The organism is Streptomyces sp. NBC_00483 (assembly GCF_036013745.1).
Lineage (GTDB): Bacteria > Actinomycetota > Actinomycetes > Streptomycetales > Streptomycetaceae > Streptomyces.
In genome coordinates this window covers 4,611,214-4,634,736 of the sequence record NZ_CP107880.1, presented here as the reverse complement: position 1 = coordinate 4,634,736, position 23,523 = coordinate 4,611,214, and the positions used below count along the sequence as shown (strand labels likewise).

The 23,523-nt window shown below is 69.2% G+C and carries 25 protein-coding genes and 1 pseudogene; 12 read left to right on the top strand and 14 right to left on the bottom strand.

Annotation, left to right across the window (positions count from 1 at the left end):
• Nucleotides 1-57: 57 nt before the first annotated feature.
• Nucleotides 58-954, bottom strand: coding sequence for a helix-turn-helix domain-containing protein (locus OHA73_RS20605; protein ID WP_443063103.1), 897 nt, complete (start codon nt 952-954; stop codon nt 58-60).
• Between the two features lie 257 nt (nt 955-1,211).
• Here OHA73_RS20605 and OHA73_RS20600 point away from each other — a divergent pair, with 257 nt between their 5' ends.
• Nucleotides 1,212-1,700, top strand: a complete 489-nt coding sequence (locus OHA73_RS20600) for an ATP-binding protein (protein WP_266711350.1) — start codon at nt 1,212-1,214, stop codon at nt 1,698-1,700.
• A gap of 20 nt (nt 1,701-1,720) precedes the next feature.
• On the opposite strand, the gene OHA73_RS20595 is transcribed toward OHA73_RS20600, so the two are convergent.
• The 4 genes from OHA73_RS20595 to OHA73_RS20580 all read right to left on the bottom strand — a co-directional run bounded on the left by OHA73_RS20595 (nt 1,721) and on the right by OHA73_RS20580 (nt 3,344).
• The gene (locus OHA73_RS20595) at nt 1,721-1,963 is read right to left on the bottom strand and encodes a DUF397 domain-containing protein (RefSeq protein ID WP_266711349.1); all 243 of its coding nucleotides are present in this window, start codon (nt 1,961-1,963) and stop codon (nt 1,721-1,723) included.
• Between the two features lie 165 nt (nt 1,964-2,128).
• On the bottom strand, nt 2,129-2,599 hold the full coding sequence (locus OHA73_RS20590) for an SRPBCC family protein (RefSeq protein WP_266711348.1): 471 nt from the start codon (nt 2,597-2,599) through the stop codon (nt 2,129-2,131).
• Nucleotides 2,596-2,958 carry a metalloregulator ArsR/SmtB family transcription factor gene (locus OHA73_RS20585; protein WP_266711347.1) on the bottom strand — a complete coding sequence of 121 codons (363 nt, stop codon included), beginning with the start codon at nt 2,956-2,958 and terminating at the stop codon, nt 2,596-2,598. Before OHA73_RS20585 ends, OHA73_RS20590 begins: the two co-directional genes overlap by 4 nt.
• 5 nt (nt 2,959-2,963) lie before the next feature.
• On the bottom strand, nt 2,964-3,344 hold the full coding sequence (locus OHA73_RS20580) for a VOC family protein (protein WP_267070051.1): 381 nt from the start codon (nt 3,342-3,344) through the stop codon (nt 2,964-2,966).
• Nucleotides 3,345-3,461: 117 nt separating this feature from the next.
• Here OHA73_RS20580 and OHA73_RS20575 point away from each other — a divergent pair, with 117 nt between their 5' ends.
• The 3 genes from OHA73_RS20575 (at nt 3,462) to OHA73_RS20565 (ending at nt 5,890) form a co-directional block, all read left to right on the top strand.
• Nucleotides 3,462-4,103: a PadR family transcriptional regulator gene (locus OHA73_RS20575; protein WP_327655788.1), complete on the top strand. Its 642-nt coding sequence runs from the start codon at nt 3,462-3,464 to the stop codon at nt 4,101-4,103.
• 87 nt (nt 4,104-4,190) lie between these two features.
• On the top strand, nt 4,191-5,117 hold the full coding sequence (locus tag OHA73_RS20570) for an ATP-binding cassette domain-containing protein (protein WP_267070053.1): 927 nt from the start codon (nt 4,191-4,193) through the stop codon (nt 5,115-5,117).
• A complete protein-coding gene (locus OHA73_RS20565; RefSeq protein WP_327655787.1) occupies nt 5,114-5,890 on the top strand; it encodes an ABC transporter permease in 777 nt (258 codons plus the stop codon). The genes OHA73_RS20570 and OHA73_RS20565 overlap by 4 nt, the downstream gene beginning before the upstream one ends.
• Nucleotides 5,891-5,892: 2 nt before the next feature.
• Here OHA73_RS20565 and OHA73_RS20560 read toward each other — a convergent pair whose 3' ends face one another.
• Both OHA73_RS20560 and OHA73_RS20555 read right to left on the bottom strand, forming a co-directional pair.
• On the bottom strand, nt 5,893-7,320 hold the full coding sequence (locus OHA73_RS20560; RefSeq protein ID WP_266711342.1) for a glutamate decarboxylase: 1,428 nt from the start codon (nt 7,318-7,320) through the stop codon (nt 5,893-5,895).
• 71 nt (nt 7,321-7,391) lie between these two features.
• The gene (locus OHA73_RS20555) at nt 7,392-8,684 is read right to left on the bottom strand and encodes an ion channel protein (protein ID WP_266711341.1); all 1,293 of its coding nucleotides are present in this window, start codon (nt 8,682-8,684) and stop codon (nt 7,392-7,394) included.
• A 122-nt stretch (nt 8,685-8,806) separates the two neighbouring features.
• Here OHA73_RS20555 and OHA73_RS20550 point away from each other — a divergent pair, with 122 nt between their 5' ends.
• Both OHA73_RS20550 and OHA73_RS20545 read left to right on the top strand, forming a co-directional pair.
• Nucleotides 8,807-9,565, top strand: a complete 759-nt coding sequence (locus OHA73_RS20550) for a MerR family transcriptional regulator (protein ID WP_327655786.1) — start codon at nt 8,807-8,809, stop codon at nt 9,563-9,565.
• 141 nt (nt 9,566-9,706) lie between these two features.
• A pseudogene (locus tag OHA73_RS20545) lies at nt 9,707-10,393 on the top strand (DedA family protein); the annotation flags it as partial.
• Between the two features lie 49 nt (nt 10,394-10,442).
• Here the strand turns inward: OHA73_RS20545 and OHA73_RS20540 are convergent.
• Both OHA73_RS20540 and OHA73_RS20535 read right to left on the bottom strand, forming a co-directional pair.
• A complete protein-coding gene (locus OHA73_RS20540; protein WP_266711338.1) occupies nt 10,443-12,110 on the bottom strand; it encodes a threonine/serine ThrE exporter family protein in 1,668 nt (555 codons plus the stop codon).
• Between the two features lie 122 nt (nt 12,111-12,232).
• The gene (locus OHA73_RS20535; protein ID WP_266711337.1) at nt 12,233-12,724 is read right to left on the bottom strand and encodes an inorganic diphosphatase; all 492 of its coding nucleotides are present in this window, start codon (nt 12,722-12,724) and stop codon (nt 12,233-12,235) included.
• Between the two features lie 56 nt (nt 12,725-12,780).
• Between OHA73_RS20535 and dacB the strand changes: the two genes are divergently transcribed.
• From dacB to folE, 6 genes are all read left to right on the top strand, one after another.
• Nucleotides 12,781-14,277 (top strand): D-alanyl-D-alanine carboxypeptidase/D-alanyl-D-alanine endopeptidase, encoded by a 1,497-nt coding sequence (gene dacB, locus OHA73_RS20530; RefSeq protein ID WP_443063102.1) that lies wholly within the window; start codon nt 12,781-12,783, stop codon nt 14,275-14,277.
• 89 nt (nt 14,278-14,366) lie between these two features.
• On the top strand, nt 14,367-15,515 hold the full coding sequence (locus OHA73_RS20525) for a zinc-dependent metalloprotease (protein WP_266711335.1): 1,149 nt from the start codon (nt 14,367-14,369) through the stop codon (nt 15,513-15,515).
• A 224-nt stretch (nt 15,516-15,739) separates the two neighbouring features.
• The gene (gene tilS / locus OHA73_RS20520) at nt 15,740-16,738 is read left to right on the top strand and encodes a tRNA lysidine(34) synthetase TilS (protein WP_266711334.1); all 999 of its coding nucleotides are present in this window, start codon (nt 15,740-15,742) and stop codon (nt 16,736-16,738) included.
• Nucleotides 16,739-16,781: 43 nt separating this feature from the next.
• Complete coding sequence (hpt, locus tag OHA73_RS20515) at nt 16,782-17,342, top strand: hypoxanthine phosphoribosyltransferase (protein ID WP_266718689.1); 561 nt, start codon at nt 16,782-16,784, stop codon at nt 17,340-17,342.
• A gap of 223 nt (nt 17,343-17,565) precedes the next feature.
• Nucleotides 17,566-19,581, top strand: coding sequence for an ATP-dependent zinc metalloprotease FtsH (gene ftsH / locus OHA73_RS20510; RefSeq protein WP_327658494.1), 2,016 nt, complete (start codon nt 17,566-17,568; stop codon nt 19,579-19,581).
• A 119-nt stretch (nt 19,582-19,700) separates the two neighbouring features.
• A complete protein-coding gene (gene folE / locus OHA73_RS20505; RefSeq protein ID WP_266711333.1) occupies nt 19,701-20,306 on the top strand; it encodes a GTP cyclohydrolase I FolE in 606 nt (201 codons plus the stop codon).
• A 44-nt stretch (nt 20,307-20,350) separates the two neighbouring features.
• Here the strand turns inward: folE and OHA73_RS20500 are convergent, their stop codons facing one another.
• The 5 genes from OHA73_RS20500 to folP form a co-directional block, all read right to left on the bottom strand.
• Complete coding sequence (locus OHA73_RS20500; protein WP_266718685.1) at nt 20,351-20,833, bottom strand: DUF3180 domain-containing protein; 483 nt, start codon at nt 20,831-20,833, stop codon at nt 20,351-20,353.
• A gap of 74 nt (nt 20,834-20,907) precedes the next feature.
• Nucleotides 20,908-21,507 (bottom strand): 2-amino-4-hydroxy-6-hydroxymethyldihydropteridine diphosphokinase, encoded by a 600-nt coding sequence (gene folK, locus OHA73_RS20495; RefSeq protein WP_267070059.1) that lies wholly within the window; start codon nt 21,505-21,507, stop codon nt 20,908-20,910.
• On the bottom strand, nt 21,504-21,863 hold the full coding sequence (gene folB, locus OHA73_RS20490; RefSeq protein ID WP_267070060.1) for a dihydroneopterin aldolase: 360 nt from the start codon (nt 21,861-21,863) through the stop codon (nt 21,504-21,506). Before folB ends, folK begins: the two co-directional genes overlap by 4 nt.
• Nucleotides 21,864-22,099: 236 nt before the next feature.
• Nucleotides 22,100-22,621 carry a nuclear transport factor 2 family protein gene (locus OHA73_RS20485; protein WP_266711330.1) on the bottom strand — a complete coding sequence of 174 codons (522 nt, stop codon included), beginning with the start codon at nt 22,619-22,621 and terminating at the stop codon, nt 22,100-22,102.
• Nucleotides 22,618-23,481: a dihydropteroate synthase gene (gene folP, locus OHA73_RS20480; protein ID WP_266711329.1), complete on the bottom strand. Its 864-nt coding sequence runs from the start codon at nt 23,479-23,481 to the stop codon at nt 22,618-22,620. The genes OHA73_RS20485 and folP overlap by 4 nt, the downstream gene beginning before the upstream one ends.
• Between the last annotated feature and the right edge of the window lie 42 nt (nt 23,482-23,523).

The following is a 23,523-nucleotide window of genomic DNA, read 5'->3' as shown; positions in this document are numbered from 1 at the left end:
CATCGTACGGTCCGGTAACCGCAGTTACGGAGGGGAATTCCTCAACTCACAGGCCACTCATGCCAATTCGGACAGCGCGTCACGCAGTAGTCGCGCACTGTCCTCGGGCGAGGGGCACTGGTCCGAGAGTTCCGTCATCGCCCTCTCGTACTGCGCCACGTCCTCGCGCTTGTCCAAATACAGGGCGCTGGTGAGCTGTTCGAGGAAGACGACGTCCGAGAGGTCGGACTCCGGGAACGTGAGAATCGTGAACGTGCCGGACTCGCCGGGGTGCCAGCCGTGGCTGAACGGCATGATTTGCAGGGTCAGATGGGGGAGCGAGGTCAGCTCGATGAGGTGCTCCAGCTGTCCGCGCATCACCTCGCGGCCGCCCTGTACGCGCCGCACCGTGGCCTCGTCGAGCACGATGTGCACCTCCGGAGACCGCTCGTCGACCAGCAGCTTCTGCCGTTCGATGCGCAGGGCGACCCGCCGCTCGATGTCCTCGCGCGCGGCCCCCTTCATGCCCTGCTCGACGACCGCGTGGGCATAGCCCTCGGTCTGCAGCAGGCCGTGCACGAACTGGGCCTCGTAGCCGCGGATCTGGGTCGCCGCGCCTTCGAGCCCGAGGTACGTCGGGAACCAGCCGGGCAGCACGTCGCTGTAACTGTGCCACCAGCCCGCGACGTTGGCCTCCTTCGCGAGCGAGAGCAGCGCAGAGCGCTCCGCCTCGTCATCCACTCCGTACAGCGTCAGCAGGTCGGCGACATCGCGCGTCTTGAAGCTCACCCGTCCCAACTCCATGCGGCTGATCTTCGATTCGGAGGCACGAATCGAGTAGCCGGCGGCCTCGCGGGTGATCCCGTGCGATTCCCGCAGGCGCCTCAGCTGTGAGCCCAGCAGGATGCGTCGCACCACCGAGCCTCCACCAGAGTTCAGCGCCTGGGGCGACCCCCATGCCTCCCCAGCGGTCACGTCTCTTCATCCTCCCCATTGGTCCACGGCCGAAGTGTGCCATTAAAACGCTCCCGTCTGTACTCGTTCGGTTACAGAAACGGAAAGATCACGAACTACATGCGCAAGAAGTCGTAGGAAGAAATGCATGAGAAGCGGTACGGGGTCGCTCAAGTCGGGCGCGTGCACGTGCATCTGCCCTTGCATCCGCTGTACGCATTCGGAACGATGGCGCCACCACCGCTCGCTGCGTACTGCGAAAATGGGGAGTGCCTCGCATGGGGACGGACGGATCGACCATGCTCGAGCCTTTAAGGCAGGGGTTGCCCCCGGTCGACCCCTCGGCGGTCTCCAGCACCGCGTCCTGCGCTCTGCCCGCCCGCTATGAAGCGGTGCGCTGCGCAAGGGAGTTCAGTCGCAGGACGCTCGCCGACTGGGAAGCGTTGGAGCGCTTCGACGATATTTGCCTCGTCGTCTCCGAACTGGTCACCAATTCCCTGCGGCACGGCCTCCCGGCGGACACCCCGCACTCCCAGGATCCGCCCGTACGGCTCCACTTGATGCATTGGTCTTCGCGCGTAGTGTGCGCGGTCCGTGATCCCAGTAACGACAGTCCGGTCGCCCAAGAGGTGGACATCGACGCCGACTTCTCGGCGGAGTCGGGGCGCGGACTGTTCCTCGTCGACTCCTTCGCCGACAGTTGGGGCTGGCACCCCTTGGCCGGAGCGCTGAGCGGAAAAGTCGTCTGGGCGCTCTTCAGGTTGTGAGAAGGGTCATTGACGTCGCGTCAGGCCCCGGCCGTCAGATGGTCGAATTCCCCGTCCTTCACGCCGAGGAGCATCGCCTCTATCTCCGCGGGCGTATAGACGAGCGCGGGCCCCTCCGGAAAGTTCGAGTTGCGCACGGCGATCCTTCCGCCGGGCAACTTCGCGAACTCCACGCAGGAACCCTGCGAGTTGCTGTGCCTGCTCTTCTGCCAGACCACTCCGTGCAACTCCGTGGCCGCCATGCCGTTGTACACGTGGTGCACGGTTCGCTCCCCGGTGGTGCTGTCAGTGCTGTAACAGTGAATGATTCTGCGGTGATTGTGAAAGCCGGGACAGCGGTGATCAACTGCCCCAACTGTCCAGGATCATAGCTGCGTTCAAATGCCCTTGCATGGGCAGATGCACGTGCACGCGCGGTGTTCTCGCAGTTACAGCTCGGAAAGCGCCTGCCCCAGTGCCCGCATTACATGCGAACGCCAACCACCGTCCATGATCTTTCGAGCCATCGCCTGGGCCGGGTCGTCCGGATCGAATCCTTCATGAACCAAGAAAAGGCGCGTCCCACGGCCTTCGGAGTACAGCGTCCAAGTGATCGTCCAGTCCGCGGAATTGGCCGAATCTCGATCCGTCCAGCGCATGCGCAGCATCCGCTCGTCCTCGTAGGCGAGAACCTCGGCCTCGACGGTGCCGGAGAAATTGGTGTTGGGCCGCGGCACCGCCGTCATCGCGTATCGGTGCCCGACCGCGAGCCGGAACTTCTCACCGCCCGGCATCATCCAGCGCCGGATCAGTTCGGGCTCGGTCAGTGCCCGCCACACCTTCGCGGGCGGATGGGGAAAGAACTGGTCGACCGTGATGGTGGTGGGATCGGGCGTCGGGTCGGGCTCACTGATGCTCATGAGGCGTCATCGTCGGGCATGGCGTCCAGTACGTCGCTGAGGTCACTCAGCTTCTTCCGCCAGAACCGCTCGTAGGGATGCAGCCAGTCCTGCACGTCGGCGAGCGGTGCGGCCTCCAGGCGGTAGATCCGCTGCCGGCCCGAGCGCTCCTCGGAGACGAGTCCCGCGTCGCGCAGCACCTTCAGATGCTCGGAGAGGCTGGGCCGGGCCATGTCGAAGCGGTTCGCCACGGCCCCGGCCGGCTGCGGCCCTTGCTCCCGCAGCAGGCGCAGGATCTCGCGCCGGGTGCCGCTGGCGAGCGCGGCGAAGATCCGGTCAGGGTCCTGGCCGGTGGTGGTGCGCGCGCTCGCGGGTGGCATGGCGGTCAGAAGCTTCCTGTCTCGTTCTCGGTGATCAGCATCAGGCTGTTGCCGTCCGGGTCGGTGAAGCCTGCCATCCGGCCCCACGGCAGCTGCTCGGGTCCGCCGACCTCGACGCCCGCGGCCCTGAGGCGGTCGCAGTCGGCGTCGACATCGGTCGTGACGAACATGATCCCCCGCGCCGATCCGGGCGTGAAATCGCCCATGCCGGGTCCGGCCAGCGTGAAAACGGTCTGGGCCCCGGCGGGCGCCACCTGCAGCCAGCGCCCCGGCGGCATCTCGCGGTCGACGACGACCTCGAAGCCGAGCACGTCGACGTAGAAGCGCAGCGCGCGGTCCTGGTCGGTGACGGGGAGGGTGAGGAAGGAGGCGTGGGTGATGTTCATGCGGCCGACGATACGTAGGGGTTTCCCTACGCGTCAAACGTAGGGAAAGTCCTACGCGTGCGCGGGGGCGCTTGACCGGGGATGGGTCGCCGTGCCCCGACGTCTACGCTGGACCGCATGTCAGCGATCCGCCTGCTGGTTCTCGGGGCCGTACGTCAGCACGGCCGCGCGCACGGCTATCAAGTGCGCAACGACCTGGAGTACTGGGGCGCCCACGAGTGGTCGAACGCCAAGCCCGGCTCGATCTACCACGCGCTCAAGCAGATGGCGAAGCAAGGGCTGCTGCGCGCCCACGAGGTCGCGCCCTCCACGGTCGGCGGCCCGCCGCGCACCGAGTACGAGCTCACGGATCAGGGTCAGGAGGAGTACCTCGCCCTGGTCCGCGCGTCCCTGACCTCGTACGACCAGCGGCCCGACATCCTCACCGCTGCGCTCGGCTGCATGGTGGACCTGCCGCGCGAGGAGGTCGTGGGGCTGCTCAAGGAGCGGGTGCGGCACATGGAGGAGTGGCGGCGCTCCGTCACGGAGTGCTACACGCCCGAGGAGGGCCCCGAACAGCTGGGCCACATCGGCGAGATCATGAACCACTGGGTCTTCTCCGCCGACACCGGCGCGCAGTGGACCAAGGGCCTGATCGCCCGCATCGAGGGCGGCTCCTACACCTTCGCGGGCGAGGGTGAACCCTTCGTCGGCGTGCTCGCGGAGGGGCAGGAGAACCCGTTCGCTGCGGGGGAGCACCCCGGGGAGCGCGGCCGCTAATCAAGTTTGACGAATGAGGACTCCTCGGTTACCTTCGCCCATCTAGTCAAATTTGAATACGACGGGTGTGGCAACGGAGGGAGCCGGATGACGGACGCGATCGTCGCCGAGGGAGTGCGGAAGCGGTACGGGGAGAAGGCGGCACTCGACGGCCTCGACCTGGCCGTGGGTCGGGGCACCGTGCACGGCCTCCTCGGGCCGAACGGGGCGGGCAAGACCACCGCCGTACGCGTCATGACGACGCTGCTGAGGGCCGACGAGGGCCGCGTCGAGGTGGCGGGCCACGATGTGCGGCGCAGCCCGGACGCGGTCCGCCACCGCATCGGCCTGCTCGGCCAGCACGCGGCGCTCGACGAGGAGTTGAGCGGCCGGCAGAACCTGGAGATGTTCGGCCGGCTGCACCACCTGGGCGCCCGGCGCGCGGGCGTGCGGGCCGACGAACTCCTGGCCCGCTTCGGCCTCGGGGACACCGGCCGCAAGGCGGTCAAGGCGTACAGCGGCGGCATGCGGCGCCGCCTCGACCTCGCCGCGTCGCTCATCACGGACCCGGAGGTCCTCTTCCTCGACGAGCCGACGACGGGCCTCGACCCGCGCGGCCGCGCCGAGGTGTGGCACGCGGTGCGCTCGCTGGTCGGCGGCGGCACGACGGTGCTGCTGACCACGCAGTACCTGGAGGAGGCGGACCAGCTGGCCGACCGGGTCTCGGTGGTCGACCGGGGCCGGGTCGTGGCGGACGGCAGCCCGGACGAGCTGAAGGCGAAGCTGGGCGGCGACCGGATCGACGTCGTCGTCCGGGACGCGGCGCAGCTGCCGCTCGTCGCCCCGATGCTGCCCGCGGGCGCCACGGTCGACGCCGACCGTCGCCTGGTGAGCGCTCCGGTGACCGACCGGATGGCCGCGCTCACCGACGTCGTACGAGCCCTTCAGGAGACCGGGGTCGAGGCGGAGGACGTGGCGCTGCGCCGCCCCACGCTCGACGAGGTGTTCCTGCATCTGACGGAGGTCCCCGCATGAGTACACCGGCGGTCCTGGCGGTCACGGACTCCTGGACGATGACCCGGCGCGAACTCGCCCACTGGGCACGGCAACCGGTCCAGGTCGTGGTCGGCCTGGTCTTCCCCGTGATGCTGCTCGTGATGTTCGGCTACCTGATCGGGGGCGGCAAGGGCGTCGAGGGCGGCTCCGACGGCTATGTGGCCTTCCTCGTGCCCGGCATGCTCGCGCTGACCATGGCGTTCGGCCTGGAGTCGACGATGGTGGCGGTCACCCAGGACCTCAACAAGGGGGTGATCGACCGGTTCCGGTCCATGCCGATGACCAACGGGGCGGTCCTCGTGGGCCGTTCGGTCGCGGACATGCTGCAATCCCTGGCGTCGATCGTGGTCATGGCAGGCGTAGGCCTCGCCATCGGCTGGCGGGTGCACGGCTCGTTCGGCGCGGTGCTCGGGGCCTTCGGGCTGCTGCTCCTGCTGCGCTTCGCGATGCTGTGGATGGGGATCTATCTGGCCATGGTGGCGGGGAGGCCGGAGCTGGTGCAGGCCGTGCAGATCCTGGTGTGGCCGGTCGGGTTCCTCTCCAACGCCTTTACGGTGCCGTCCACCATGCCGGACTGGCTGGGCGCGGTGGTCGAGTGGAACCCGATGTCGGCCACGGCCTCCTCGGTCCGCCACCTCTTCGGCAACCCGGGAGGCGCGGACGAGGTGCTGCTCGCGGTGGCGTGGCCGGTGGGGCTCGTGGCGGTCTTCCTTCCGCTGGCGGTACGGAGGTTCGCGAGGTTGAGCCACTGAGCTCAGTGGTGGAACCCGGTGGCCGCACCCTTGTCAGGCACGGAGGGGTGCGGCTGCTTGCGCAGCTCCGGGAGGAGCTGGCCGAGGTCCTCCACCAGGAGTTCCGCCAGGTCCGACGAGAACCCGTTGCGGCACACCACCCGCAGCACCGCGAGATCCTCCCGGTGCGCCGGGAAGGTGTACGCCGGCACCAGCCACCCCCGCTCCCGAAGGCGCCGCGACACGTCGAACACGTCGTACGCCTTCACGTCCGACGTCGTCGTGAACGCGAACACCGGCAACTCGTCGCCCCTGGTGATGAGTTGGAAGTCGCCGAGCGCCTCGATCCGGTCGGCGAGTCCGCGCGCCACCTGCCGCGTCGCCTGCTGAACGGCCCGGAATCCCTCCCTGCCGAGACGCAGGAACGTGTAGTACTGGGCGACCACTTGGGCTCCCGGCCGCGAGAAGTTGAGCGCGAAGGTCGGCATGTCGCCGCCCAAGTAGTTGACCCGGAAGACGAGTTCCTCCGGAAGCGCCTCCGCGTCGCGCCACAGCGCCCACCCGACTCCCGGGTAGACGAGCCCGTACTTGTGCCCCGACGTGTTGATCGACGCCACCCGCGGCAGCCGGAAGTCCCACACCAGATCCGGGTCCAGGAACGGCGCGACCATCGCGCCCGACGCCCCGTCCACATGCACGGGGATGTCGAGGCCCGTCTTCGCCTGCAACTCGTCGAGCGCCGCGCACAGCTCGGCGATCGGCTCGTACGAGCCGTCGAAGGTGGAGCCGAGGATGCCGACGACGCCGATCGTGTTCTCGTCGCACAGCTCCGCCGCCGCGGCCGGATCGAGATGGAACCGGTCGCCCTCCATCGGCACCTGCCGCGCCTCCACCTCCCAGAACGTGCAGAACTTCTCCCAGCACACCTGCACGTTCACGCCCATGACGAGATTGGGGCGGGCCTCGCGCGAGGGGTAGCGGTCGGCGTTCCTCCGCGCCCAGCGCCGCTTGAGCGCCATCCCGGCCAGCATGCACGCCTCGCTCGACCCGGTGGTCGAACACCCCACGGTGGCGGACGGGTCGGGCGCGTTCCACAGGTCGGCGAGCATGGCGACGCAGCGTCGCTCCAGCTCCGCCGTCCGCGGGTACTCGTCCTTGTCGATCATGTTCTTGTCCCGGCACTCGTCCATGAGGATGCCCGCCTGGGGCTCCATCCACGTGGTGACGAAGGTGGCGAGGTTGAGACGCGCGTTCCCGTCCAGCATCAGCTCGTCACGGACGAGTTGATACGCGGTCATGGGCGCGAGCGGGCCGTTCGGCATCCGGTGCTTGGGCGGGGCGTCCGTCATCCCTGCCGTCGGATTCGCCTCACCGTAGAAGGGGTTGACGGCGATGGGGCGCTCGTCGGGTTTGCCGTAGCGGTCGGCCGGGCTCTGATGCAGAGGTGACATGAGGGCAACTCCTTTGCGAGCAGCGGAAGTTGTACGGTTTTCAACGCTTTCGGCGGATCGCTGAAACGCTTTCAGCGGATCGCCGACCCGTCCTCCGACAGTTGCATCTGGGGGCGTCCCGTCACCAGTAGCCAAGCGGGCAAAGATGCGATGCACATGAGGGCGATGATCGCGGGGGACGCGACCAGGACGGCCGCCGTGAACAGGCTGACCCAGCCCGACCGGGTGACCGCGAGCAGCACCCCGAGCACACCGGCCGCGATACCGACCGACGGGTCCACGCCCGGCACGAGGGCGTGCGCGAACAGGCCGAAGGCCGCGCCCACGAAGACGGCGGGGAAGATCCGTCCGCCCCGGAACCCGCACGTGGCGGCGATGAGCAGCGCCGCCAGCTTCACCACGGTCATCAGGGCGAACTCCCCGGCCGACCGGCCGTCCGGCGACGCGGCGATCTCCTTGACCTCCGCGAGCCCCTTGAACAGCGTCAGTTCGCCGCCGAGCGCCCCGAGCAGGCCGAGCACGAGCCCGCCCAGCGGAAGCATCAGCATCGGGTGGCCGAGGCGGCCGAAGGCGCGGTGCACGTAGGGGAAGGCGTAGACGGCGGTCATCGCGAACACCGCGGCCGCGCACGCGACGACGATCGAGGACAGGAGGTCGCCCCAGTCGGGATCGCTCAGGGGCGGCAGGCCCAGGTCGAAGGAGGGCGAGGCGATCAGGGAGGTGGTCATGGAGCCCGCGGCCGCCGCGAGCAGCGGCCCGAACATGTTGTCCCACAGCGAGCCCTTCATCGGCATCGCCTTCCCGGCCAGCGTCTCCGAGACGAGCAGCGCGGCCGCGATCGGCGTACCGAACAGGGCGCCGATGGTCCCCGCCGTCGCGAGGCTCACCCACATCGTGGCCTGCGAGTTCGGCACCAGCTTCTTGCCGAGCCAGAACGCGAGCCCCACGTTCACCGCGATGATCGGGTTCTCCGGGCCCAGGCTCGGCCCGCCGGCCAGCATCAGCGCCGCGGCGAGCGCGAGCCCCGGCAGCACGTACGGCGGCAGCGGTGCCTCGCCGCCGAGGCCCATCGTCGCCGGGTCGGGGCCCGCGTGACCCGGCACCTTCCAGACCACGAGCCCCACGAGGACGCCCGTGACGGTGAGCATCACGATGATCCACAGGGAGGAGTAGCCGCCGATGCCGAGCGCGTCGGGCAGTTTCTCCCACACCAGATCGGCCAGTTTTTCCGCGATCCAGTCGAGCGCGAGGAACAGCACGCTGCAGCCGACGCCCACCACCAGCGCGGGCAGGACGAACGGCAGCAGGGCGCGAGCGGACACGGCGGGCGGGGGCGGCGGTTCGATCTCGGTATGCGTGCTCACGGCGCCACCTTAGGCGGACATAAACGGCATAACACCCCGAAAGCTCGCCGAAGCAATGGACTTGCACCTCACGTCACGTGAGGCCCCAAGCTGAATCACGTACGAGAAAGGAGGTACGGCGGATGAGCCACTCCGTGGGTCAGGTCGCCCGCTTCGCCGGAATCACGGTGCGCACCCTGCACCACTACGACGAGATCGGCCTGCTCGCCCCGAGCGAGCGCAGCGCGGCGGGACACCGCCGGTACGGCGATGCCGACCTCGACCGGCTCCAGCAGATCCTCTTCTACCGGGAGCTCGGCTTCCCGCTCGACGAGATCCAGGCCCTGCTGGACGACCCGGAATCCGACCCGCGCGCACACCTGCGGCGCCAGCACGACCTGCTGACCGCCCGCATCGAGAAGCTCCAGAAGATGGCAGCGGCCGTCGAACATGCCATGGAGGCACAGAAGATGGGCATCCAGCTCACACCGGAAGAGCGCTTCGAGGTCTTCGGGGACAAGGACCCCGAGGAGTACTCCGAGGAGACCGAGCAGCGCTGGGGCGGCACGGCGGCGTACGCCGAGTCGCAGCGGCGGGCCGCGACGTACTCCAAGGAGGACTGGCTGCGCATGAAGGCCGAGAACGACGACTGGCTCGCGCGCTACGCGGCCCTCGTCGCGGCCGGCGAACCGGCGGACGGCGAGCGCGCCATGGATCTGGCCGAGGAGCACCGCGACCAGATCTCGCGCTGGTTCTACGACTGCCCGCACGAGATGCACGCCTGTCTCGGCGCCATGTACGTGGCCGACGAGCGCTTCAAGGCGTACTACGACGCCGTCGGTGAGGGCGTCGCCGACCACCTGAGCGTCGCGATCCACGCGAACTCGCTGCGGAACGGCTGAACCACAGGTATGCCACAGTTTCCGCACAGTGCATCCTGAGGGGGCCACTGGAACCTGGCAGGGACAATCGGCGTTGATAACTTTGCATCGCCATTGCCTTGCCCTGCCTTTGCCACCGAAGCCCCTCAGGAGTCCGGACCCGTGATGACGCTTGCTCTAGGACCAAGCTGGCTGGACCCGGACTATTTGCTGAACACGTTCGGCATCTGGGGCCTGCTGCTCATCGTGTTCGCCGAGTCGGGTCTGCTGATCGGCTTCTTCCTGCCGGGCGACTCGCTGCTGTTCACCACGGGTCTGCTGATCACCTCGAAGCAGCTGGACTTCCCGCTGTGGGGGGCGATCGGGCTGATCTGCCTCGCCGCGATCCTGGGCGACCAGGCGGGCTACATGTTCGGCAAGAAGGTCGGCCCGTCCCTCTTCAAGCGCGAGGACTCCCGGCTCTTCAAGCAGGAGAACGTCACCAAGGCGCACGAGTTCTTCGAGAAGCACGGGCCGAAGTCCCTGGTCCTGGCCCGCTTCGTGCCCATCGTCCGTACGTTCACGCCGATCATCGCGGGCGTCTCGGGCATGAAGTACCGCTCGTTCCTCACGTTCAACGTGATCGGCGGCGTGCTGTGGGGCGCGGGCGTGACGCTGCTCGGCTCCTGGCTCGGCAACATCGAGTTCGTGCACAAGAACATCGAGGCGATCCTGATCCTGATCGTCCTGGTCTCGGTGGTGCCGATCGCGATCGAGTTCCTGCGGGCCCGCGGCAAGTCGAAGAAGGAGGCCGCCCGGTCAGCGCAGGCCGGGGAGGCCGGACCCGCCGGAGAGGCCCCGCCCACGCCGCCGCGCCGCCGGCACGCGAAGCGCTAGACCCACAGACAGGGCACAGGCCCTAGAAGCCCCTCGTGCGCTTGGCCGCGCGCCGTCCCGCGGCGCCCGGCCCCTGCAGGAACAGGCGGGAGATCTCGCCACCGAGGTTCACGCCGATGGCGATGGCGAGGGCGAGCGCCGCCGCCTTGGACAGCGACAGCAGACCGTTGTTCACATCGCTGTGCGCGATCGCCAGCAGACCGAAGTACGTCGCCGAACCGGGCAGCAACGGGCCGATCGCGGCCGTGACGTACGGCAGCGCCGACGCGAACTGGTACCGCGAGAAGAGCTGCCCGAACAGGCCCACGAGCCCCGCCGCCGCGGCCGTCGCGGCCACCGGCGAGATCCCGCCCTGGTAGTGCAGCGCCCCGAAGATCGCGCCCGCGACCCCGCCGTTGAGCGTCACGGCGATCACGGTCGCCCGCTCCTGCTGCAACAGGACGGCGAACGCCAGCGACAGCGACATCGAGGCGACGATCTGCCAGACGGGCCGGTCGCCGGCCTGCAACGCCGCCTCCGGGTTGAGCGAGGCGTCCAGCTGCACGCCTACGTAGAGCATCAACAGGACACCGATGACGATGCCCACGAAGAAGTACATGACTTCCAGGAGGCGGGCGGCCGCCGTGATGTAGAAGCCGGTCAGACCGTCCTGCACACCGGCCACGAGCGCACGCCCGGGCAGCAGTGCGAACAGTCCACCGGTGATCACCGCGGACGACTGCACGTCCACGTAGCCGTGCGCCAGGGTCAGCAGGATGCCGATCGCGGCGGGCGGCATCGCGGCCACCGTGAACTGGTAGAACTCCGGGAACCCGCGCCCCGCGCAGAGCCACGCGAGCCGGTCGCCGAGCATCGCGCCGATCGCGGCGGCGATGAACACCAGCAGGTCACCGCCGACCAGGATCGAGGCGGACCCGGCGAGCAGCCCGCTCGCCCCGGTCAGCGCCCAGCCCGGGTAGGGGTGCCGGTTACGGCGGATCTCGGCCAGGCGCCGGTAGGCCTCCTCCAGGGAGACCTCGGTCTCCTCGTCGCTGATGTCGTCGACGAGCCGGTACACGGCCGCGAGGCGCGTGTAGTCGGTGCCGCGTCGGCGCACGGTGCGCGAGGCCGTCACGGGGTCGTCCACCAGGGACGGCTGGAAGCTGATCGAGAGGAGAGTGAACGTTACTGTCGGCTCGCAGCGGTCGAGCCCGTAGGACCGGCACACGGCGAACATCGCCGCCTCCACGTCCTCGGCGCCCTCACCACCGGCGAGCAGCAGCTCCCCGATACGCAGCGTCAGGTCGAGCACGCGCGGCACGGCGGGCCCGGAGTCCTCGTCGTGCTTCTGCACCAGCTCGGGGGCGGGCCGCTCGGCGACCGGCATCCGCAGCATGGTGCGCATCCGGTCCTGCCAGGGCGCCTCCTTGGTCAGCCTGACCATGGGAATGCCGTGCGGCGGAGTGAACGCGGGCGGCGCTTCGCGGGCGCTGTACGTCCGCGGCGGCGTGAACGCCGATCCCTCCGTGTCCACCGGCTCCGGCGCCTGCACGTTCAGCCCATTGGGCACCGCGAACTCCGAAGTGGTCGAAGACTCCTCTTCGACCACCGGGGGCGGCGTGATGATCCCGATCGGCTGCGTGAACGCGCTGCGTGCCTCGTCGGACTGCGGCTTGCGGTCCTCGGGGGCCTCGGACTCCCGCTCCGTCACCTCTGTCGTTCCTCGCCCTTCACATCGCTGTGTATCGCTGTACTGCACGTAAGCCTCAGTATGCGCACAGACACGCGAACGGGCCGCCCCAGGGGGGCGGCCCGGATGTGAACGCTGGGGGCTCAGTGGCCGCCGTTGTCCTGCGCACGCTTGTAGGAACGCTCGATCTCGGCCTCGGCCTCGGTACGGCCGACCCAGTCGGCGCCCTCGACGGACTTGCCGGGCTCCAGGTCCTTGTAGACCTCGAAGAAGTGCTGGATCTCCAGGCGGTCGAACTCCGAGACGTGCTGGATGTCGCGCAGGTGCTCCATCCGCGGGTCCGTCGCCGGGACGCACAGCAGCTTGTCGTCGCCGCCGGCCTCGTCCGTCATCCGGAACATACCGATCGCGCGGCACTTGATGAGGCAGCCCGGGAACGTCGGCTCGTCCAGGATGACCAGGGCGTCCAGCGGGTCGCCGTCCTCGCCGAGGGTGTCCTCGACGTAGCCGTAGTCCGTCGGGTAGGCGGTCGACGTGAACAGACGACGGTCGAGGCGGATACGACCGGACTCGTGGTCGACCTCGTACTTGTTCCGCGATCCCTTCGGGATCTCGATCAGGACGTCGAACTCCACCGGTGGCTCCTCAATGATCAACACAAACGTCTGGTGGTTAAGTGTCCCCTACGCAGATGTGTGATCGCGAAAGGGGCTGGTCCGCGGTGCCGGAGCCGAAGGCTTCGCAGCTCGTGAAGAGTGCGGCGAAGACTGTTGCCGGATCCAAGACCAAGCACGTCACGGTGGGCGCGACGGCGGTGGGTCTCGCCCTCGCGGCCGTCGTGGCGGTCGCGGCCGGTCCCTGGGACGCTTCGGGTCAGCGTAAGGCCGAGGCCGACCGGGCCGCCTCCTCGGAGGCCGGAGGTGGCGCAGATCACGGCGGTGCGGCCGAGGCGGCGCCGCGCGCTCCCGTGGTGCTGGCGGCCCCCGGCGCGGCCGTGCCGGGCCCCACGAAGAGCGCCCTGGCCGACGTTCTCGACCCGCTCCTGAAGGGCTCCGCGCTGGGCGGCCACCGCACGGCCGCGGTCGTCGACGCCGTCACCGGAAAGAGGCTCTACGGAAGGTCACCGGGCGACACCCTCACCCCGGCGTCCACGACGAAGCTGGCGACGGCGGTGGCGGCCCTCTCGGCCGCGGGCCCCGACCACCGCATCGCCACCCGTACGGCCCTGGAGAAAGGCTCCAAGAAGCTGATTCTTGTGGGCGGCGGCGATCCGACCCTGACCGCCCGCGAGAAGAATCCTTACGGTGCCGCCGACCTGGGCACTCTCGCCGACGAGACCGCCAAGTCGTTGAAGAAGCGGGACACCACCGAGGTGACCCTCACGTACGACACCTCGCTGTACTCCGGTCCCGACATCCACCCCATCGGTCCGAACGAGAACCTCGCCCGGGTCACGCCCCTGATGGCCGACGAGGCCCGCACCGACGACTCCGACAGCGGACCGGCCACGCGCGAGGCCGACCCGGCGGCGGCCGCGGCGAAGAAGTTCGCGGACCTGCTCGGCGACCGCGGCATCAAGACCAAGGGTGACCCGGCCTCCGGCAAGGCGTCCGCCAAGGCGGAGAAGCTCGCGAAGGTGTCCTCGCCGCCGCTCTCCGCGCTCGTCGAGCGGATGCTGACGCACAGCGACAACGACATCGCCGAGGCGCTCGCCCGGCAGGCCGCGATCGCCGCGGGCACGAGCCACGACTTCGACGGCGCGGGCAAGGCCGTCGAGAAGCAGCTCGGAAAGCTCCGGCTGCCGCTCAAGGACACCCATTTCGCCGACGGCAGCGGACTCGACCGCGCCGACAAGGTCTCCGCCGACCTGCTGACCGGCCTGCTCGCCAAGGCCGCCGACCCGTCCCGCCCCGAGCTGCGCTCCGTCCTCACGGGCCTGCCGGTCGCCGGCTTCACGGGAACCCTCGCGAGCCGCTACGAGGACGCCGCCGACGCCTCGGGAACCGGCCTGGTCCGCGCCAAGACCGGCACCCTCACCGGCGTCAACACGCTCGCGGGGACGGTCGTCGACGCCGACGGACGCCTCCTCGTCTTCGCCTTCATGACGGAGGGCGCCACGGACCCCAAGGCCGCCCAGTCGGGCCTCGACCGCCTCGCCTCCTCGGTCGCCAACTGCGGCTGCAGGTGAACCCTTAAGGGTTTCCAGTGGCCGAAGTGGGGCGGCACTCCGGGGCCGACCCCCCTTCCGGTACGCGGGGGGTCACGTACCGTTGACGCATGACGAGCCTCGGCGGTGCGGCATCTTCGGGAATGGTCGACTGGAATCTCGCGGTGGCGACCGCGACCCGACTTGTACGACCAGGACCGGAGATCAGTCGTGACGAGGCGCGGGCCGTCGTGGCCGAGCTGCGCCGGCACGCCAAGGCCTCCGAGGAGCACGTACGCGCGTACACGCGCATGGCCACCGACTCCGACCACGACACCCCGGTGCTCGTGGTCGACAGGCCCGGCTGGGTGAAGGCCAACGTCGCGGGCTTCCGCGAGGTGCTGCGGCCCCTGCTCGACAAGATGAACGAGCGGCGCGGTTCGGGCCCTGGCCCCGCGATGCTGGGCGCGGTCGGCGGCAAGGTCACGGGTGTCGAACTCGGCATGCTGCTCTCGTTCCTGTCCTCCCGCGTCCTCGGCCAGTACGAGACCTTCGCCCCCGCCACCCGTGACCTGCCCGCCGCGCCGAACGGCGGCGGCAGGCTCCTGCTCGTCGCGCCGAACATCGTGCACGTGGAGCGCGAACTCGACGTGGAACCACACGACTTCAGGCTCTGGGTCTGCCTCCACGAGGAGACGCACCGCACCCAGTTCACGGCCGTGCCCTGGCTGCGCGACCACCTCGAGGGCGAGATCCAGTCATTCCTCGAGGAGACCGAGGTCGACCCGACGACGTTCCTCGAGCGTGTACGGGAGGCCGCCCAGTCGCTCGCAGGCGGGCGCCCCGAGGGCGAGGAGGACGACGGCGGCCGCTCGCTCGTCGAGCTGGTGCAGACCCCGGCGCAGCGCGAGATCCTCGCCCGCCTCACCGCCGTCATGTCGCTGCTCGAAGGGCACGCGGACTACGTGATGGACGGCGTCGGACCGGCCGTCGTGCCGTCCGTCGAGGAGATCCGCGAGAAGTTCCAACAGCGCAGGCAGAAGGGCGCTTCGCGGCTCGACCTGGCCCTGCGCAAGCTGCTCGGCCTCGACGCCAAGCTGCGCCAGTACCGCGACGGCGAGAAGTTCGTACGGGCCGTCGTCGACGAGGTCGGCATGGACGGCTTCAACCGCGTGTGGACGTCTCCCAACACGCTTCCGACGAAGGCGGAGATCGCCAAACCGGCGGACTGGGTCGCGCGGGTGCACAACAAGTCGGACGGCGCTCACGAAGCCCCGTAGGGCACGCCCATAATTGCTCAGGATCACCCATCCGAGGGACCGTAGGCCGTGGGCTGGCGTGCAATGCTCGGGGAACCGCTCGGCTCTGTCACCATCGACACACTCTGCGTGACCGATCTCACCCGGTCACCGTTGAGCGAATGAGCCGGGTCAGCCGGCGCTGGTCCGGTTCGAGTTTCCCAGCAGCGCCCACCCCCCAGACAACGGAATGAAGGGAACCGGACATGGGTCCCCATCCTGCGGTCGCGGCGATACGCCTGGCGGTCCGCCGCGTCCTCCACGACATCCTCAACGACTCCCATCCGGATGCCGAGCCCGTGGTGCTCGTCGCCTGCTCCGGCGGAGCCGACTCCATGGCCCTCGCCTCCGCCCTCGCCTTCGAGGCCCCCAAACTCGGCATCCGCGCCGGTGGCATCACCGTCGACCACGGCCTGCAGCCCGGCTCCGACGCCCGCGCCGAGGACGTCGTTCTGCGCCTGGCCGCCCTCGGCCTGAAGCCCGTCGAGTCCGTCGCCGTCGACGTGGGCCGTGACGGAGGCCCCGAAGCGGCCGCCCGCGACGCCCGCTACGCCGCCCTCGACGCCGCCGCGGAGACCCACGGCGCCGCCGCCGTCCTGCTCGGCCACACCCGCGACGACCAGGCCGAGACGGTCCTGCTCGGTCTCGCCCGCGGCTCCGGCATCCGCTCCCTGTCCGGGATGGCCGCCATGTCGGGGACCGGCGGCCGCTACCGACGCCCCTTCCTCACGCTCGACCGGCAGACCGCCCGCAAGGCCTGCCTCGTCCAGCACCTGCCCGTCTGGGACGACCCGCACAACACCGACCCGGCGTACACCAGGTCCAGGCTCCGGCACGAGGGCCTGCCCGCCCTGGAGAAGGCGCTCGGCAAGGGCGTCGTCGAGGCTCTCGCCCGTACGGCCCAGCTGTCGCGCGACGACGCCGACGCGCTCGACACCTGGGCCCGTGACGCCGCCGAGTCCGTACGGGACGCGGCCGGACTCCTCGAATGCGCCAAGCTCTACGCTCTGCCGCCCGCCGTGCGCCGCAGAATCCTGCGCAGGACGGCCATCGAGGCGGGCGCCCCCGCCGGTGCGCTGTTCGCCCGGCACATCGAGGAGGTCGACCGCCTGATCACGGGGTGGCGGGGCCAGGGAGAGATCAATCTGCCGGGCAAAGTTCTCGCTCAGCGGCAGGGTGGCAGACTGGTCATCCGGCAAGGCTGACTCGACGGTCACGTCGCGGCGGCCGGTGGGACGACCGAAAGTGATGCGGGTGGACGCGAAAGACATGGGCACCGACCTTCAGTCGGTGCTCATCACCAAGGAAGAGATCGACGCGAAGCTGGCCGAGCTGGCCGCGAAGGTCGACGCGGAGTACGCGGGCAAGGACCTGCTGATCGTCGGGGTGCTCAAGGGCGCCGTGATGGTCATGGCGGACCTGGCTCGCGCCCTGTCCACCCCGCTCACCATGGACTGGATGGCGGTGTCCTCGTACGGCTCGGGCACCCAGTCCTCCGGCGTCGTGCGGATCCTCAAGGACCTCGACACCGACATCAAGGACAAGCACGTCCTGATCGTCGAGGACATCATCGACTCCGGTCTGACGCTGTCCTGGCTGCTCACCAACCTCGGCTCGCGCGAGCCCGCCTCCCTCGAGGTGTGCACGCTGCTGCGCAAGCCGGAGGCGGCCAAGGTCGACATCGACGTGAAGTGGGTCGGCTTCGACATCCCGAACGAGTTCGTGGTCGGTTACGGCCTGGACTACGCGGAGAAGTACCGGAACCTGCCGTTCGTCGGCACCCTCGCGCCGCACGTCTACGGCGGCTGAGGAATCGTCAGCCCTGATCGCGGGGACGGGAACCCTCGCGGGTTTCCCGCCGTTGGAGCATGCGAAGGGCAGATTCCCGGTTGTCCCCTGCGGCTTCGGGTGACAATGCTGGGGTACCGTCCGAAGAACAGTTCTTCAAACAGCTACAACAGCACCAAGAGCTCCAAACAGCCTTATCAAACTCACTATGGCAGGAGGGACGGGGCGGCACCGCTCCGTATGGATGGACGTGAAGCGATACTTCCGTGGGCCGGTCATGTGGATCGTGCTGGCCGTCCTTGCCGTGGTCGTGTTGATGCAGGTCGTCGGTTCGTCCGGCGGCTACAAGACGGTGGACACCGGCCAGGTAATTCAGGCCATCAACGACAACAAGGTGGAGTCGGCCAAGCTGACCACCGGCGATGAGAGCACGATCAAGGTCGAGCTGAAGGACGGCCAGAAGGTCGACGGCTCGACCAAGATCCAGGCCAGCTACATCGGCGACCAGGGCGTCGACGTGGCCAAGAATCTCCAGGCCAAGTTCGAGGACAAGCAGATTCCGGACGGGTACACCGTCTCGCCGTCGAAGCAGAACCCCTTCGTGGGCATCCTGCTCTCGCTGCTGCCCTTCGTTCTCATCGTCGTCGTGTTCTTGTTCCTGATGAACCAGATGCAGGGCGGCGGCTCCCGAGTCATGCAGTTCGGGAAGTCCAAGGCCAAGCTCATCACCAAGGACACCCCCAAGACGACGTTCTCCGACGTCGCCGGCAGCGACGAGGCCGTCGAGGAGCTCCACGAGATCAAGGAGTTCCTCCAGGAACCGGCCAAGTTCCAGGCTGTCGGCGCCAAGATTCCCAAGGGCGTACTCCTGTACGGCCCGCCCGGAACGGGCAAGACCCTGCTCGCGCGCGCTGTCGCGGGTGAGGCGGGCGTCCCGTTCTACTCGATCTCCGGTTCCGACTTCGTCGAGATGTTCGTCGGTGTCGGTGCCTCCCGTGTCCGTGACCTCTTCGAGCAGGCCAAGGCGAACGCTCCGGCGATCGTCTTCGTCGACGAGATCGACGCGGTCGGCCGGCACCGTGGTGCCGGACTCGGCGGTGGACACGACGAGCGCGAGCAGACGCTCAACCAGCTGCTCGTCGAGATGGACGGCTTCGACGTGAAGGGCGGCGTCATCCTGATCGCCGCCACGAACCGGCCCGACATCCTCGACCCGGCGCTGCTGCGTCCCGGCCGTTTCGACCGCCAGATCGCGGTCGACCGTCCGGACATGCAGGGCCGTCTGGAGATCCTCAAGGTTCACCAGAAGGGCAAGCCGGTCGCTCCGGACGTCGACCTGTCGGCCGTCGCCCGCCGTACGCCGGGCTTCACCGGTGCCGATCTCTCCAACGTGTTGAACGAGGCCGCGCTCCTTACGGCCCGCTCGAACCGGAAGCTGATCGACAACCTCATGCTCGACGAGGCGATCGACCGTGTGGTCGCGGGCCCGCAGAAGCGGACCCGGATCATGTCGGACAAGGAAAAGAAGATCACCGCGTACCACGAGGGCGGTCACGCCCTGGTCGCGGCGGCCTCGCCGAACTCCGACCCGGTCCACAAGATCACGATCCTGTCCCGCGGCCGCGCGCTCGGGTACACGATGGTGCTCCCGGAGGAGGACAAGTACTCGACCACGCGCAACGAGATGCTTGACCAGCTCGCCTACATGCTGGGCGGGCGCGCGGCCGAGGAGCTCGTCTTCCACGACCCGACGACGGGCGCTGCGAACGACATCGAGAAGGCCACAGGTACGGCCCGCGCGATGGTCACGCAGTACGGCATGACGGAGCGGCTCGGCGCGATCAAGTTCGGCGGCGACAACTCGGAGCCCTTCCTGGGCCGCGAGATGGGTCACCAGCGCGACTACTCGGAAGAGGTCGCCGCGCTCGTCGACGAAGAGGTCAAGAAGCTCATCGAGACGGCGCACAACGAGGCCTGGGAGATCCTCGTCGAGAACCGCGACGTTCTCGACAACCTGGTCCTCGCGCTGCTCGAGAAGGAGACGCTGAACAAGGAGCAGATCGCAGAGATCTTCGCTCCGATCGTGAAGCGCCCGGCCCGCCCCGCGTGGACCGGCTCCAACCGCCGCACCCCCTCGACCCGCCCGCCGGTGCTCTCCCCCAAGGAGCTCTCACTGACGAACGGGGCGAACGGAACGGCGCCCGCCATCGAGTCCACCACCCCGGTGGACACGGTGAAGGAAGAGCGCCCCGAGAGCTGACCCCGCCCTCATTGGGCAGGCCAGACCCGGAATGCAGGCCGCGTCCCCCACGCTTTACGGTGTGGGGGACGCGGCCTTTGCGCTGCCGCGCGGGATGTAAGTAGAGAAAGAGGCACCTGATGACCGACCCGGTGACGCTGGACGGCGAGGGCTCGATCGGCGAGTTCGACGAGAAGCGGGCCGAGAACGCCGTGCGTGAGCTGCTCATCGCGGTCGGCGAGGACCCGGACCGCGAGGGCCTGCGGGAGACGCCGGGGCGGGTCGCCCGCGCGTACAGGGAGATATTCGCGGGCCTGTGGCAGCAGCCCGAGGACGTCCTGACGACGACGTTCGACCTGGGGCACGACGAGATGGTCCTGGTGAAGGACATCGAGGTGCAGAGCAGCTGCGAGCACCATCTGGTCCCCTTCGTCGGGGTCGCCCACGTCGGCTACATCCCGTCCTCCGACGGCAAGATCACGGGCCTGTCGAAGCTGGCCCGGCTGGTCGACGTGTACGCCCGCCGTCCGCAGGTCCAGGAGCGTCTGACGACGCAGATCGCGGACTCCCTGATGGAGATCCTGGAGCCGCGCGGCGTGATCGTTGTCGTGGAGTGCGAGCACATGTGCATGTCGATGCGCGGGGTGCGCAAGCCCGGCGCGAAGACGATCACGTCGGCGGTGCGCGGTCAGCTGCGCGACTCCGCCACCCGCAGCGAGGCGATGAGCCTGATCATCGGGCGCTGATGCGCTGATGCGCTGATGCGCGATTCCGGGGCGTGCGGCGGGACCTAGGCGGCCGGTGCCGCCTGCTCGGGGTCCTCGTCCTCCGGGAGCTTGCAGATGCGCTCCAGGAACATGGCCGCCGCGACGACGCCGATTCCGGCGAGCACCGAGAGTCCGGCGTAGATCGCCTGGTCGCGGCGGGCCGGGACGTCCAGGGACTCCAGCAGGAAGACGCCGGTGCCGCCGTACATGCCGGCCACGAGCGCCGCGACCAGGGCGCTGGCCTGGCCGAAGACCAGGGCGCGCGCCGCCATCATGGGGTCGACGCCCTTGGCCTCGGGGCGGCGCTCACGCTGTGCACGCAGCCGGGAGCGGATGGACAGGGCCGTCGCGAGCAGCACGACGGCGATCACGGCGAGCACGATGGGCGCGGCCAGCGGGACCTTCGGCAGCGTGCCGAGCGAGTCCCACAGGCGGGCGCCCGCCCAGGACAGCACTCCGGCGACGGCGAAGAGGCCGACCAACGTCCTGATGCGCAGTTGCTTCATCCCGGTTGGTCGCCCCTCGTCCGTCATGGCCCTGATTCCAGTGGCCGTAAACCGTGTCCGGTAGACCCTAACGATTAGTCGGGGAGGTGGAGTTCCAGGTCGGCGCGTGCCGCGACGCCCGCGCGGGTCACGTCGTCGAGCAGCTGGGCGACCGCACCGTGCCCCGGAAGCTGGGCCTCCGGCTCCACGTCGTGCCAGGGGACGAGCACGAAGGCCCGCTCGTGGGCCCGCGGGTGGGGGAGCGTGAGGTACGGGTCGTCCGAGACCTCATCGGCGTACGCGACGATGTCGACGTCGATGGTGCGGGAGCCCCAGCGCTCGTCCCGTACCCGGTGGAAGGCCTCCTCGACCGCGTGCGCGCGCTCCAGGAGCGAGGACGGCGGCAGCGTCGTCTTCAGGACGACGACGGCGTTGAAGTACGAGGGCTGGCTCTCCGGGTCGACGCCCCAGGGCTCCGTCTCGTAGACGGGCGAGACGGCTTTGACGCGGACGCCGGGGGTGTCCTCCAGGGCGTCGACTGCGCCCTGGAGGGTCTCCAGGCGGTTGCCCAGGTTCGCGCCGAGGGAGATCACGGCGCGCTTGGGGTTGGAGAGCGTGGTGTCGGCGGCGTCGACCTGCTCCACCACGGAGGTCGGCACCGGCTGGACGGTCGGGTCGAACGGAGTGTTGTTCATACTCGGCTCCGGGTGATGGTGACGGTCACGTCGTCGAAGGGCACGGTGATCGGCGCGTCCGGCTTGTGGACGCAGACCTCGACCTCCTGGACGCCTTCGTGCTTCAGGCATGTCTGGGCGATGCGCTCGGCGAGTGTCTCGATGAGATCCACGGGGTCGCCCGCGACAACGGCCACGACCTCCTCCGCCACGATGCCGTAGTGCACGGTCTTCGCCAGGTCGTCGTCGGCCGCGGCCGCTCGCGTGTCCAGGCCGAGCACCAGGTCCACGATGAAGGTCTGGCCTTCCTCGCGTTCCTTGGGGAAGACGCCATGGTGCCCACGGGCCTTGAGGCCGCGCAGCGCGACACGATCCACGCGAATCACTCCTGCAGTCGTCGTTGAAGGCCGGACGCATCGATGTGCGGTCGATGTCCCGGCCTCGATCGAATCTACCTGCGAGCACTGACACCACCGGCCCGCGGGGGCTATGACTGATCCCACCCGGCACACCCGCCCCACGGTGCGCTCTCTGCTGGTAGCCGCCCATACCCAGGCGGTCAGGAGCGCAATCTCGCATCCGGGTTTCGTGCTCTGTGAGGGCGCCTACCCACTCAGGCGGGTGATCCGCCGTCGTCTCCCTTGTCCATCTCATCGGATTCGTCGTCCGCGTCGGCGAGCACGGGGGAGGCGTGGTGCGACCAGATCTTCCAGCCCTCGCGGGTGCGCCGGAACACATTGGTGGCGACGACGCGCTGGCCGACGAGCGGGCCGAGCTCGTCGCCCTCCTTGGGGGCGGGGCCGCCGCTGAGAATGTTCTCCGTGCAGGTCACCAGGGCGGTGTCGGCGACGACGCTGATCTGCACGTCGGTCAGGAAGAACTGGATGTACTCCGTGTTCGCCATGATCAGCGCGTACGAGCGGAGCACCTCGCCCCGGCCCGTGAGCACCGGCCAGCCGGGGTGCACGCAGCTGACGGAGGTGTCCTCGGCCTCGTCCGGATCGGCGTCCTCGGCGTACTCGACGTCCTCGGGGGCGAGCCACAGGGCGGTGAGTTCTTCGAATGCGCCGCGTTCGACGGCTTCGTAGTAGGTGCGGTTGGCGGTGTCGACGGCTTGGACGTCGGCCTCGGTCACTGGGCTCCTTCGACCGCGCGTGCCACGCGGACGGCGTCGGCGGTGGCCCGCACCTCGTGGACGCGTACGGCCCAGGCGCCCGCCTGCGCGGCCAGCGCGGAGACGGCGGCGGTGGCGGCGTCGCGCTCACGGGCGGGCGGCGGGGCGCCCTGCTCACCGGCGAGGACGTGGCCGAGGAACCGCTTGCGGGAGGCCGCGACGAGAACCGGGTGGCCGAGCGCGTGCAGCCGGTCGAGATGGGCGAGCAGGGAGAGGTCGTGCTCGGCGTTCTTGGAGAAGCCGAGGCCCGGGTCGAGGACGATGCGGTCGGGGGCGATGCCGCCCTCGAGGGCGGCCTCCACGCGCGCGTGGAGCTCGTTCACGACTTCGGAGACGACGTCCTCGTAGGTGCCGGGCACATTGGTGCCCTCCAGGAGGCCGCGCCAGTGCATCACGACGAAGGGCGCTCCCGTGGCGGCGACGACCGGGACCATCTCCGGGTCGGAGAGGCCGCCGCTCACGTCGTTGACCAGGGAGGCGCCCGCGGCGAGGGACTGCTCGGCGACGGAGGCCCGCATGGTGTCGACCGAGATCGTCACGCCTTCGGAGGCGAGCCCTCGTACGACGGGGATGACGCGCCTGAGCTCCTCGTCCTCGTCGACGCGGCTGGCGCCCGGACGGGTGGACTCGCCGCCGACGTCCACGAGGTCGGCGCCCTCGCCGACCAGGTCGAGGCCGTGCTTGATCGCGGCGGTCGTGTCGAACCAGCGGCCGCCGTCCGAGAACGAATCCGGCGTCACATTGACGACACCCATGACCGCGCAGCGGTCCCAAACGGGGAGGTTGGCTACGTGGCCCCGGCGGACCTGCGACGTGCTCATGGCCTCAAGCCTAGGCCCTTCACGGCGGGCGGGATCTCGCGG